This window comes from Spirillospora sp. CA-128828 (assembly GCF_050945415.1).
In the GTDB taxonomy this organism is placed as follows: Bacteria; Actinomycetota; Actinomycetes; order Streptosporangiales; family Streptosporangiaceae; genus Spirillospora.
This window is the reverse complement of record NZ_CP191986.1, coordinates 5,916,108-5,927,761: the sequence shown is the minus strand read 5'-3', so window position 1 is coordinate 5,927,761 and position 11,654 is coordinate 5,916,108. Positions and strand designations below refer to the sequence as shown.

Annotated in this window: 13 protein-coding genes and 1 pseudogene; 5 read left to right on the top strand and 9 right to left on the bottom strand. The window is 71.8% G+C overall.

Features of this window, described 5'->3' with window-relative positions; genetic code table 11:
* The first annotated feature begins 101 nt into the window (after nucleotides 1–101).
* Complete coding sequence (locus ACQPXG_RS28845; protein ID WP_433462257.1) at nucleotides 102–1,847, top strand: feruloyl-CoA synthase; 1,746 nt, start codon at nucleotides 102–104, stop codon at nucleotides 1,845–1,847.
* Here the strand turns inward: ACQPXG_RS28845 and ACQPXG_RS28840 are convergent.
* Nucleotides 1,832–2,662: a hypothetical protein gene (locus ACQPXG_RS28840; RefSeq protein ID WP_433462256.1), complete on the bottom strand. Its 831-nt coding sequence runs from the start codon at nucleotides 2,660–2,662 to the stop codon at nucleotides 1,832–1,834. The genes ACQPXG_RS28845 and ACQPXG_RS28840 overlap by 16 nt on opposite strands.
* A gap of 191 nt (nucleotides 2,663–2,853) precedes the next feature.
* Between ACQPXG_RS28840 and ACQPXG_RS28835 the strand changes: the two genes are divergently transcribed.
* From ACQPXG_RS28835 to ACQPXG_RS28825, 3 genes are all read left to right on the top strand, one after another.
* Nucleotides 2,854–3,189, top strand: coding sequence for a hypothetical protein (locus tag ACQPXG_RS28835; RefSeq protein ID WP_433470069.1), 336 nt, complete (start codon nucleotides 2,854–2,856; stop codon nucleotides 3,187–3,189).
* 98 nt (nucleotides 3,190–3,287) lie between these two features.
* The gene (locus ACQPXG_RS28830; protein ID WP_433462255.1) at nucleotides 3,288–3,653 is read left to right on the top strand and encodes a roadblock/LC7 domain-containing protein; all 366 of its coding nucleotides are present in this window, start codon (nucleotides 3,288–3,290) and stop codon (nucleotides 3,651–3,653) included.
* 38 nt (nucleotides 3,654–3,691) lie between these two features.
* The gene (locus ACQPXG_RS28825; protein WP_433462254.1) at nucleotides 3,692–4,486 is read left to right on the top strand and encodes an SAM-dependent methyltransferase; all 795 of its coding nucleotides are present in this window, start codon (nucleotides 3,692–3,694) and stop codon (nucleotides 4,484–4,486) included.
* 51 nt (nucleotides 4,487–4,537) lie between these two features.
* Here the strand turns inward: ACQPXG_RS28825 and ACQPXG_RS28820 are convergent, their stop codons facing one another.
* From ACQPXG_RS28820 to ACQPXG_RS28790, 7 genes and pseudogenes are all read right to left on the bottom strand, one after another.
* On the bottom strand, nucleotides 4,538–4,825 hold the full coding sequence (locus ACQPXG_RS28820; RefSeq protein ID WP_433462253.1) for a DUF6295 family protein: 288 nt from the start codon (nucleotides 4,823–4,825) through the stop codon (nucleotides 4,538–4,540).
* An 11-nt stretch (nucleotides 4,826–4,836) separates the two neighbouring features.
* Nucleotides 4,837–5,580, bottom strand: a complete 744-nt coding sequence (locus ACQPXG_RS28815) for a dienelactone hydrolase family protein (protein WP_433462252.1) — start codon at nucleotides 5,578–5,580, stop codon at nucleotides 4,837–4,839.
* A gap of 96 nt (nucleotides 5,581–5,676) precedes the next feature.
* On the bottom strand, nucleotides 5,677–6,507 hold the full coding sequence (locus tag ACQPXG_RS28810; RefSeq protein ID WP_433470068.1) for an undecaprenyl-diphosphate phosphatase: 831 nt from the start codon (nucleotides 6,505–6,507) through the stop codon (nucleotides 5,677–5,679).
* 121 nt (nucleotides 6,508–6,628) lie between these two features.
* The gene (locus ACQPXG_RS28805; RefSeq protein WP_433462251.1) at nucleotides 6,629–7,744 is read right to left on the bottom strand and encodes a 5-methyltetrahydropteroyltriglutamate--homocysteine S-methyltransferase; all 1,116 of its coding nucleotides are present in this window, start codon (nucleotides 7,742–7,744) and stop codon (nucleotides 6,629–6,631) included.
* 118 nt (nucleotides 7,745–7,862) lie between these two features.
* Complete coding sequence (locus tag ACQPXG_RS28800; protein WP_433470067.1) at nucleotides 7,863–8,402, bottom strand: LLM class flavin-dependent oxidoreductase; 540 nt, start codon at nucleotides 8,400–8,402, stop codon at nucleotides 7,863–7,865.
* A gap of 145 nt (nucleotides 8,403–8,547) precedes the next feature.
* A pseudogene (locus ACQPXG_RS28795) lies at nucleotides 8,548–8,760 on the bottom strand (LLM class F420-dependent oxidoreductase); the annotation flags it as partial.
* Between the two features lie 26 nt (nucleotides 8,761–8,786).
* Nucleotides 8,787–9,239, bottom strand: coding sequence for a MarR family winged helix-turn-helix transcriptional regulator (locus tag ACQPXG_RS28790; RefSeq protein ID WP_433462250.1), 453 nt, complete (start codon nucleotides 9,237–9,239; stop codon nucleotides 8,787–8,789).
* Nucleotides 9,240–9,395: 156 nt separating this feature from the next.
* Between ACQPXG_RS28790 and ACQPXG_RS28785 the strand changes: the two genes are divergently transcribed.
* Nucleotides 9,396–10,847 (top strand): MFS transporter, encoded by a 1,452-nt coding sequence (locus tag ACQPXG_RS28785; protein WP_433462249.1) that lies wholly within the window; start codon nucleotides 9,396–9,398, stop codon nucleotides 10,845–10,847.
* Nucleotides 10,848–10,886: 39 nt separating this feature from the next.
* Here the strand turns inward: ACQPXG_RS28785 and cobF are convergent, their stop codons facing one another.
* A complete protein-coding gene (gene cobF, locus ACQPXG_RS28780) occupies nucleotides 10,887–11,633 on the bottom strand; it encodes a precorrin-6A synthase (deacetylating) (protein WP_433462248.1) in 747 nt (248 codons plus the stop codon).
* Nucleotides 11,634–11,654 lie beyond the last annotated feature (21 nt).

Here is an 11,654-nt window from a genome sequence, read left to right as displayed (position 1 = left end):
GACTCGACATTCTCTTGACGCGCCTCAAAGAATTTGTATAGCTTCTGGCTGAGGTCGCACGGAGACGTCCACGTCACGCCCGATCCGGACCGAGGTGAGCCATGGATCTGTTCGCCACGCCGAGGACGCTCGCCGAGCGGCGCGCGGACGGCTCGATCGTCCTGGAGTCGGCGCTGCCGCTCGGCCCATACGCCGCGAGCATGGCGGACCTGTTCCGGAGCGCCGCGGACGCCCATCCCGGCCGCCTCCTCGTCGCCGACCGCGACGGGGAGGACTGGCGGCGCGTGACGTACGGCCAGGCGCGCCGCATGGCGGACGGTCTCGCGCAGGCGCTGCTCGACCACGGCGCGTCCGGCCGCCCGGTGATGATCCTTTCGGGCAACTCCGTGGAGCATCTGCTGCTGACGCTCGCCTGCTACACGATCGGCTCGCCCGCCGTCCCGGTCAGCACCGCGTACTCCCTGCTGGACACCGGCAACGCCAGGCTCCGCGACATGGCCGCGCTGACGAGACCCGCCGTTGTGTTCGCCGACGACGCGGACGGCTACGCACCCGCCCTGGAAGCGGCCGGCGGGACGGCCCTCGCCGGACGCGACGCCTTCCGGGAGTGGGCGGCGGCCGAGCCCACCCGCCGCGTCGAGGAGCACGCCGGGCGGGTAGGCCCGGACACCATCGCCAAGATCCTCTTCACCTCGGGCTCGACGGGCCGGCCCAAGGGCGTGATCAACACGCACCGGATGCTGTGCGCGAACCAGCGGATGCTCCGGCGGATCTGGCCGTTCCTCGCCGGCGAGCCGCCGGTCCTGCTCGACTGGCTGCCGTGGAGCCACACGTTCGGCGGCAACCACAACATGGGCCTCGCCCTTGCCAACGGCGGCAGCTTCTACGTCGACGACGGGCGCCCCGGCCCCGACATGGTGAAGCGAACCGTCCGCAACCTTGCCGACGTGCGCCCGACCGTCTACTTCAACGTGCCCGCCGGGTACGCCTCGCTCCTGCCGCACCTGGAGTCCGACCCGGAGTTCGCCGCCGCGTTCTTCTCCCGGATGCGCTACGTCTTCTACGCCGCCGCCGCGCTACCGCAGCAGGTGTGGGACGGCATCGCCAAGGTCGCGGCGTCAACCGGGTCCTCCGCGCCGATGACGACGTCCTGGGGTGCGACCGAGACCGCGCCGGGGGCGACCTCGGCGTACTTCGCGTCCGGGCGCAGCGACTGCATCGGCGTCCCGCTGCCGGGCGTCTCGATCAAGCTGGCGCCGGTCGGGCCGAAGCTGGAGATCCGTGTCAAGGGCCCGTCCGTCACCCCCGGCTACCTCGACGATCCGGAGCGGACCCGGGAGGCGTTCGACGAGGACGGCTACTACCGCACCGGCGACGCCGTCCGGATGGTGGACGGCACCGACCCCGGCAAGGGACTGGTGTTCGACGGCCGCATCAGTGAGGACTTCAAGCTGTCCAGCGGGACGTGGGTCAGCGCGGGCACGCTGAAGTCCGCGCTCCTGAGCGCCTGCGGCGGGCTGGTCTCCGACGCGGTGCTGACCGGCCACGACGCCGGCTCCGTCGGCGCGCTGGTATGGCTGAACCCGGCGAGGGCGGCGGCCTGCCCGGACGTCCGCGCCGCTCTCGGCGAGGCGCTGCACCGGCTGAACGACGGCGAGGCGGGGGCGTCCCGCAGGATCGCCCGGCTCCTCGTCCTGGACGGTGCGGCGTCGCTGGCGGACGGTGAGATCACCGACAAGGGTTATGTCAACCAGCGCGCCGTCCGCGACAGGCGTGCCCACCTGGTCGAACTCCTGCACACCGACCCCGCCCCGGCCGAGGTCGTGCTGCCCTACTCGCCCGGGTAGGCGGTACCGCGCCGCCGGATCGACCCGTCCGGGCCGGTGGGAACGGGCACCGGGCCGGCGGGGACGGAGGACGGCGCGGTGACACGGGCTTCGGCGGGCGGCGGGTCGAGCGCGGCGAGGCCGTCCTCGACGAGGGTGGCCAGGTCCGTCAGCACCGAGTAGACGCCGCGTCCGAGCGCGAACGCGATGTCGCGCGGCGTCCTGCGCCCGTTCGCCCGGTCGAGGATCTCGCGGCGGCTCCGGTTGAGCGGCGTGGTCTCCCTGGCGTGCGTCGCCCGCGGCCTGCTCGCCATGGTCAGGCCCCGCGCCTGCCAGCCGTCGGCCATGGCGAGCCGCCGGGTGATCTCGCGGGCCAGACGCTCGGGGGCGAGACCGGGGTCGGCGGGCAGCGGCGGCGGCGTCCCCTCGGGGCCCGCCGTGCAGGTGTGCACGCCGCACAGCACCATCGCGAACAGGGCGTCGACCACCGCGGTCTGGGTCACGACCTCGACCCCGGCGCTGCCGAGCAGGCCCCGGCGGACGAGTTCGTCGGCGAACCGGCCGTCCGGCGCGCCCGCGCTGAAGGCGGCCGTCCAGTCGGCCTCCGAGACGCGGCCCGACCTCAGCAGCAGCGGCTCCGGGCCGGGCGCCGCCGGAGTCGTGGCGGCGGCGACCAGCCCGTTCCGCATCACCACCGTGCCGCCCGGCGACCCGTCCAGGCGCAGCGTCCCGGAGAACCGCTCCCGCCCCCGCCGGTTCAGCGCGGAGAGCACGATGCCGGCCCGCTCGGACGCGGCCGGCGGATGATCGCCCCGTGCAGGGACTGCTCTGACCATTCATCCATCATGTCAGCTACGCGGTTTTTTGGGAGAAGGTCGTTCGCAGACGATCTACAAGATAGATTGCTCCGAAAACAAGCGAGACGTCGCTTGTATCGCTCCAAGGAATCGAACGGTTACATTCCGGCGTTCACGCACTCGCCGGACGGGGAGGCCTCTTGAACATCGAAACGGCGTTGAAGGAAGCCATGGCCATTGAGGGCGCCATCGGGGTGGCCCTCGTCGACTATGAGAGCGGTATGTCGCTCGGCACCCTTGGCGGCGGTCACGACCTCGACCTGGAGGTCGCCGGGGCGGGCAACACCGAGGTCGTCCGGGCCAAGGTCCGCACGCTGGAGTCGCTCGCGATCGACGACTCCATCGAGGACATCCTGATCACCCTGCGCGGCCAGTACCACCTGATCCGCCTGATGGACCGCGGCCACGGCCGCCTGTTCCTCTACCTCGCGCTCGGCCGGGAACGCGCCAACCTGGCGCTCGCGCGGCACCGCCTGCGCCGCATCGAGAGCGAACTCAGCGTCTGAGCGGCGGCCCGCACGCGCCGCCCCGGCCCGCTCGCCGGGCGGCGCTTTCGCGCACGGCGCCCCCGCGCGGGGGCGCACCGGAGACTAGGGGGATGGGCATGCGCGATGCGGTGCTCGCGGAACTGCAGAAGCTGCGCGGCGCGGTGGTGGGCGTCACCGACACGGCGGTCGCGTCGGTCGACGGGCTCCTCGTCGCCTCCGACACCGACGAGGTGCGGCCGGACGTCCTCGCGGCCCTCGCCGCGGCGGCGCTCGGCCTCGGCCGGAGCACCGGCGAGGAGGTGGGGATGGGGGAACTGCGCGAGGTCGTCACGCGCTGCCAGCGCGGCCACATCGTCGTCTACGCGCTCCGCGGGAAGGGGCTGCTGGTCGTCCTCGGCGATGAGGGACTCGATATCACCGATCTGCATTTGCGGTCCAGGCCTGCCGTCGACAGCCTGGGCGCGATACTGGAGACCGGATAGGGCTCCCGCGTCGCCGGAAGCTGTGCCAGATTCAAGGCGTGACCGAAGAGCCGGAAATCAACACAGAAGTGCCGCAGGCCGCCCGGATCTGGAACTATCTGCTCGGCGGAAAGGACAATTACCCGGTCGACCGGGAAATGGGCGACCAGGTCAGGCGGGTGCTGCCGGAGATCGACCGGCTGGCCGTCCAGTCCCGGCAGTTCCTCAACCGCGCCGTCGCCCATCTCGCCGGGGACGTCGGGGTCCGCCAGTTCCTCGACATCGGCACCGGCCTGCCCACCGCCGACAACACCCACGAGGTCGCCCAGCGGGCCGCACCCGGGTCGCGGGTCGTCTACGTCGACAACGACCCGCTCGTCCTCGCGCACGCCCGCGCCCTGCTGACCTCCAGCCCGGAGGGCGCCACCGACTACCTGGACGCCGACGTCCGCGACCCGGACACGATCATCGAGCGGGCCGCCGGGACCCTGGACTTCGGCCGCCCGATCGCGCTCATGCTGATGGGGATCCTGGAGTTCGTGCCCGACCACGACGAGGCGAACGCGATCGTCGACCGGCTGGTGGGGGCGCTGCCGTCCGGGTCCTATCTCGCGCTGTACGGGTCGACGAACGTGGTGCACGGTGAGCGGACGGACGAGGGCGTCCGCATGTGGAACGAGGCGCCGGGCACGAACCCGATGACGATCCGGACCGTGGAGCAGATCGGCCGGTTCTTCCGGGGGCTGGACCTGGTGGAGCCGGGGCTCGTCCCGATCGTGGAGTGGCGTCCCGTCCACCCCGACCTGCTCCCCGACCCGGTCGACGGATACGCGGCGGTCGGCCGCAAGCCCTGACCCGGTCAGCGCCGGGAGACGCGGCCAGGGCACCGCGTCACCCGGGCACCGTCACGCGGCGCCCGCGCGCCGTCCGGCGGAGGCGAGGCCGGGCGGGGCGGCGGCGAGGGCCCGCTGAATGGCCTCGACCAGCGCGAGCGCCGACTCCTCCGTCAGCTCGACCGCGACGCGCGCGGACGGCCCGTCGCCCGGGTTCGTGAAGTCGATGTTCACCGTGTGCTCGTGGCAGGCGTGGTACGGGTGGTCCACGTAGACCGCGCCGTCGGTGAGCGTGAACCAGCCGTCCGCGCCCTTCGCCGCTCCGTCCAGCTCGACCTTGACGGTCTGGTAGGTGCACATGGGGACTCCTCTCAGGCGCTCAGGTGGCGGCCGTAGAAGGCGAAGATCTTCGCCCAGCCGTCCTTGGCGGCGGCGGGACGGAACGCGGGCCGCTCGACGGCGAAGAACGCGTGCCCGGCGCCCGGATAGGTGTGGAACTCGTGGTCCTTGCCGAGCCTGGTCAGCTCCGTGTCCAGCGCGGCGACCTCGTCCGGCGCGGGGAACCCGTCCTCCTCGCCGAACAGGCCGAGCAGCGGGCAGGACAGGTTCGGCGCCTTGGACACGATCGACCTGGCGGAGGTCGGGGCGTCCTCGGGCGGGTCGTTGACGACGAAGGCGCCGTAGCAGTCGACGGCGGCGTCGATGTCCAGCTCGCAGGCGGCGAGGAACGCGTGGCGTCCGCCCGAGCAGTGGCCGATCACGCCGATCCTGCCGTTGGCGTGGTCGAGCGAGTTCAGATGGGCGGCGGCCCCCGCGACGTCGCCGACGAGCTGCTCGTCGGGGACGCCGCCCTTGGCGCGGGCGGCGGCGGCCTGGTCGTCCGGGGCGACCTCCGCGCCCTCCCGCGAGTACAGGTTCGGGGCGATCGCGGCGTATCCGTGCGCGGCGAACGTCCGGACGAACTCCTTGGTGCCCGGGTCGTATCCGGGCATGTGGTGGATCACCACCACGCCGCCGCGCGGGGCGTCGCCGAGCGGCCTCGCCAGGTACGCCTCAAGGCGGTCGTCGCCGTGCCCGGTGATGTCGACGGTCCCGGCCCACATCGCATCGTTCATGACTGTCAAAACGCTCCGTTCCTCGGCGGGCCGGCGCGCACGCCGCCCCCGCTACGGCCGTACGGATCTTGACAGTGTCCCGCATACCCGCGGGTCTCAGGCGTCCAACGTCCCCGCGCCGAGCAGACCGAACAGGAGCAGGCCGATGACGACCCGGTAGATCACGAAGGACGTGAAGCTGTGCCGCGCCACGAACCGGAGCAGCCAGGCGATCGAGGCGTAGGCGACGACGAACGACACCAGCGTGCCGACGATCAGCGGCGTCGTGCCGGCCCCCGAGTCCAGCGCGCTGGGCAGTTCGTAGACGCCGGCGCCGGTCAGCGCGGGGATGCCCAGGAAGAACGACAGCCGGGTCGCGGCGACGCGGTCCAGGCCGAGCAGCAGGCCGGTGGACATCGTGGCGCCCGACCGGGAGAAGCCGGGGAACAGCATCGCGAGGATCTGCGACGAGCCGATGAGCATCGCGTCGGTGAAGGACGTGTCGTCCTCGCCGCGCTTGTGCGTGCCGTACCGGTCGGCGAGCCACATCACGACGCTTCCGCCGATCAGTGAGCCGGCGACGACCCACAGCGAGGCGAGCGGGCCCTCGATGAGGTCCTTGGCGGCGACCCCGACGATCACGACCGGGACGGTCGCGAAGATCACCCACCAGCCGAACTTGTAGTCGTGGTGGTACCGCTCGGACGGCTTGGCGATGCCGCGGCCCCAGGCGGTCACGATCCGGACGATGTCGGAGAAGAAGTAGACGAGGACGGCCGCGATCGCGCCGACCTGGATCACCGCGGTGAACCCGACGACGGCCTTGTCGTCCACCGGGATGTCCATCAGGCCCTCGGTGATCTTCAGATGCCCGGTCGAGGACACCGGGAGGAACTCGGTCAGGCCCTCCACGATCCCGAGGACGATCGCCTGTCCGACATTGATCACGCTCAAAGACCCGGTTCCTCTCCCGACCTGCGTCCTGTCCGCGGCGAGCCTACTCCCGGCCCGCGACCGCGTCCCGCAACGGCGGCGATAACTTCACCCGCCGTTCACCCTCCGGTCGGTTTCAGCCCCAGATCTCCTCGGCGGTCTCTGCGATGAGGCGCAGCTTGGCGGCCTGCTCGTCGGCGGTGAGGACGTTGCCCTCGACGGTGGAGGAGAATCCGCACTGCGGCGACAGGCAGATCTGGTCGAGGGGGACGAACCGCGAGGCCTCGTCGATGCGGCGTTTGAGGTCGTCCTTGGACTCCAGTTCGCCGCGCTTGGTCGTCACCAGGCCGAGCACGACCATCTTGCCCGGCGGGACGAACCGGAGCGGCTCGAAGCCGCCGGACCTGGCGTCGTCGTACTCCAGGAAGAACCCGTCCACGTTCAGCTCGCCGAACAGGGCCTCGGCGACGAAGTCGTAGCCGCCCTCGGCCGTCCAGGACGAGCGGAAGTTCCCCCGGCACATGTGGGTGGTGACGTTCATGCCCTCGGGGCGGCCGCCGATCGCGGCGTTGATCTGCCTGATGTAGCGCAGGTGCAGGTGCTCGGCGTCTTCGCCCCGCTCGGTGATCATGGCGCGTTGCGCGGGGTCGTTGAGGTAGGCGAGGCTCGTGTCGTCCAGCTGCAGGTAGCGGCAGCCCATCTCGCCGAGCCGGCGGACCTGCTCGGCGTAGGCGGCGGCGAGGTCGTCCCAGAACTCCTCGATGTCCGGGTAGACCTCCGGGTCGATCGCCGCGGGTCCGCCGCGGTAGTGAACCATGTTCGGCGACGGGATCGTCAGCTTCGGGGTCACGCCGTCCCCGACCGTCTCCTGCAGGAACGCGAAGTGGTCCCCGAAGATCGTGTCCTCCAGCCGGACCCTCTCGTGCACGCGCAGCGCCGCGGTGGTGAACTCGATGTCGCCCGCGTCACCGTGGAAGCGCACCTTGATCTTCTCGTCGGCCGGGCTGATGCCGCCGAGCCGGTAGATGAAGTCCATGTGCCAGGACGTGCGGCGGAACTCTCCGTCGGTGGCCGACCGGAGCCCGGCCTCGCGCTGCATCCGCACGACGTCGCGGATGGCGGCGTCCTCGGCCGCGGCGAGGGCCCCGGCGTCGATGCGGCCCTGCGCGTGGTCCTCTCTGGCGGCCAGAAGCGCGGCCGGACGCAGGAGGCTGCCGACGTGGTCGGCGCGGAACGGCGGCGCCGTCCGCATGGATCGGTTCGTACCTTCGGGCACGGCTCGCTCCCTCCGCGAGGCGGGGACTTCGCCCTAGCCAATCTAGGCACCGCCGCAACAGCGATCAAGAAGCTGCCCAAGATGGGCGGGGCGATCAGGGGACGGCGATGTCCAGGGCCGCGACCGCGGCGAGGTCCCGCCAGGCGTCGCCGGGGCGGAGGGTCTCGTCCGGGTCGCCGTTGAAGGGATCGAGGAGGACGGTGTCGGCGCCGAGCAGGCGCAGTTGTTCCAGGTCGTCGGCCACCTGGTCGATGGTGCCCTCGCCGGCGAGGCGGTCCGGGCCGGTCACGGGGGAGGGCGTCAGCCTGAGCGCGATGCGGGGCTGGAGGGCGGGAACGGGACGGCCGTGCTCGTTCGCGATGGTCGTCAGGCGCTCCAGCGCGGCGCGGAACCAGGGGAGGGTGAAGCGGAGGGGATGCCAGGCGTCGCCGAGGCGGACCGCCCGGCGGAGCGCGGCGTCGCTGTTCCCGCCGATCCACAGGGGGATGTTCACGGTGCGGTAGTCGCCGACGTGCTCCCAGGCGGTGCGGATCGTCTGCAGGTACTCGTCCGTCAGGGCGCCGCGCTGGTGGAACGGGACGCCGAGCGCCGCGAACTCCTCGCGGGCCCAGCCGACGCCGGCGCCGAGGACCAGCCGCCCGCCGCTCAGGTCGTTGAGGTTGGCGCCGAGCGAAGCTCGTCCTTGGATTGGTGGTGGGTGGGGGCTGGAGGACGGTGGCCATGCGGGCGACGAGCAGCGGGTGCCGGTAGGGGACGATCAGCACGGTGGTCCCGAGCCGCACCCGATCTGTGACGCCGGCCAGCCAGGCGAGCGTGGTGAACGGCTCGTAGAACGGTGCCGGGTACTGCTCTGCGACGTCGGGCGTGATCACGACGTGGTCGGAGACCATGAGCAGGTCGAATCCGAGCCCTTCGACCGTCTGCGCCCATTGTCGGAGGACACCGGGGTCGGTGCCGGGCCCGAAGTTGGGGACGTTAACACCGAAACGCATCGACCCAGGCTAACCGGCCGTCCACATCAGGGGCGGGGCCAGGGGTGGCCGGCCAGGCGTTCGATGTCGGTGTTGAAGCGCTGGAGGAAGGCGGCGAAGGCGGCGACCTCGTCCGGCGTCCAGTCGACCAAGATCTTGTCGATGCCGGCCGTGATCTGACCGCGCTCGGCGTCCAGGCGCCGCTCGCCCTCGCCGGTGATGCGGAACTTGCGGGCGATGCCGCCGGCGGGGTCGGGGATGCGCTCCACCAGCCCGTCCCGCAGCATCGCGGAGGTCTGCCGGTTGAGGGTCGAGGGGTCCAGGTCGAACGCCTCGCTGAGCTGCCGGATGGACATCGGGCCCTCGATGCGGATGCGGCTGAGCAGGATGTAGGCGCTCCGCTCCAGCAGGCCGCCCGCGCGGCGGGAGCGGCGGGTGGCCATGCTGTGCCGTCCGAGCAGCATGGTCTCGTACTCGATCTGATCCGTGGGCTTGTCCATGCCGGTCCTTCTCCCGGTCGTGCGGGTCCGGGTCACTCCGTCTCGATGCTCGCACCATGCCTACCACAGCGATATGCGCCATACATAACTTGTGTATGGACCACATCATATGTATGGTGCACAAGATTCTTGTGTCCGGCAGAAGGGAAATCTCACGTGGACGAGTCAGCGCCCCCCGTCCGCCCCGGCGGGATCGTCGGCGTGCTCGCCGTGGGCGGCATCGTCGCCGCGTTCATGCAGACCCTGGTGGTGCCGCTGATCGCTCAGCTGCCGCGGCTGCTGGACACCACGGCGTCGAACGCGACGTGGGTGATCACCGCCACGCTGCTGGCGTCCGCGGTGGCCATGCCGATGATCGGGCGGCTCGGCGACCTGTACGGCAAGCGCCGGATGCTGCTGGTCTGCATGGTGCCGCTCATCGCCGGGTCGGTGCTCTGCGCCGTGTCGAGCTCGCTGATCCCGATGATCGTCGGGCGGGGCATGCAGGGCGTCGGCATGGGCATGATCCCGCTCGGCATCAGCGCGCTGCGCGACCTGCTGCCGCCCGAGCGGCTGGGGTCCTCGATCGCGCTGCTGAGCTCGTCCATGGGCATCGGCGGGGCGTTCGGGCTGCCGATCGCGGCGGTCGTCGCGGAGAACACGAGCTGGCGTGTGCTGTTCTGGGGGTCGGCCGCGCTGAGCACGCTGGTCGCCGTGCTGATCTGGCTGCTGGTGCCCGCCACGCCTGTCCGGGCCGTAGGACGCTTCGACATCGTCGGGGCGGTCGGTCTCGGCGTCGGTCTCGTGTGCCTGCTTCTGGGCGTCTCCAAGGGCGCCGACTGGGGCTGGACGAGCGGCACGACCATCGGGCTCTTCGCCGCCACGGTCGTCGTCCTGCTGGCGTGGGGCCGGTGGGAGCTGCGCACCCGCGACCCGCTGGTCGACCTGCGCGTCACCGCGCGGCGCCAGGTGCTGCTCACCAACGCGGCCTCGGTCGTGATCGGCTTCTCGATGTACGCCCAGTCGCTGATCGTGCCGCAGCTGCTGCAGCTCCCCGAGGCGACCGGGTACGGGCTCGGCCAGTCGATGGTGGCCGCCGGCCTGTGGATGGTGCCGTCCGGGCTGCTGATGATGGCGGTCTCGCCGCTCGGCGCACGGCTGTCGGCCGCGCGCGGCCCGAAGGTCACCCTGGCCGCCGGAAGCCTGGTGATCGCGCTGGGGTACGGATCGTCCACGGTGCTGCTCGGGACGGCCTGGGGCCTGATGATCGTCACCGCGATCTGCGGAATGGGCGTCGGCCTCGCCTACGGTGCGATGCCCGCCCTGATCATGGGCGCCGTCCCGCGGTCGGAGACCGCCTCGGCCAACAGCTTCAACACGCTCATGCGCTCGGTCGGCACCTCGACGTCGGCGGCCGTGGTCGGGGTCGTGCTGTCCCAGCTGACCATCGATCTCGGCGGCCACGTGCTGCCGTCCGAGGACGGTTTCCGCGTCGGCCTGCTGATCGGCTGCGGCGTGGCGCTCCTCGCGGGCGTCATCGCGCTGACCATCCCGGGACGCCGTCCCGCGGATCCGGCGGCCGGGCACGCCGCCGCCCCGGGCGAGGCGCCCGCGGCCTCCAAGGCGTGACACCGTCCGGGCCGCCGTGCCGCGCGGCGGTCCGGACGGTCAGCCGGAGCCCGCGACCCGGCGGAGCAGGTAGGTGTCCATGATCCAGCCCTTGCGGGCCCGGGCCTCGGCCCGCGCGGCGCGGATCTCGTCGGCGACCTCCTCGACCGGGCCGGAGATGAGGATCTCGTCCGGCGTGCCGAGGTAGGCGCCCCAGTAGATGTGGAAGCCGTCGCCCGCGCCGGCGAACGAGCAGTGCGCGTCCAGCATGACGAGGACGTCGTCGGCCGTGGCTCCCTCGGCGGCGAGGCGGCGGCCGGTGGTGAGGTGGACGGGCCGTCCCACCCGCGTGAGGCCCACGCGGTGCCGGGCGGTGAGGACGGAGACGCTGCTGATCCCCGGGATCACCTCGTACTCGAACTCGGCGTCGATCTCGTCCAGCGCGGCGAGGGTGCTGTCGTAGACGCCCGGGTCGCCCCAGACGAGGAGCGCGCCGGTCTGCCCGTCGTCCAGCTCGTCCCGGACGAACGACTCGTAGATCCGCGCGCGGCGGGAGCGCCAGTCCTCGACGGCGGCGGTGTAGGCGGCGGCGTCGCGGTCGCGTTCGGGGTCGCGGGCCTCGACGATCCGGTACGGGTGCCGGCCGTGCGCCGCGATGAGGTCGTGCCGCAGCCCGGCCAGGTCGTGCTTGGCCTCGCCCTTGTCGACGAGGAGGAACACGTCGGCGGCGGCGATGGCCTTGGCCGCCTGGAAGGTCAGGTGGTCGGGGTCGCCCGCGCCGATCCCGATGATCGAAAGCCGCTTCACGCGGCCAAGTGTGCCAGAGCG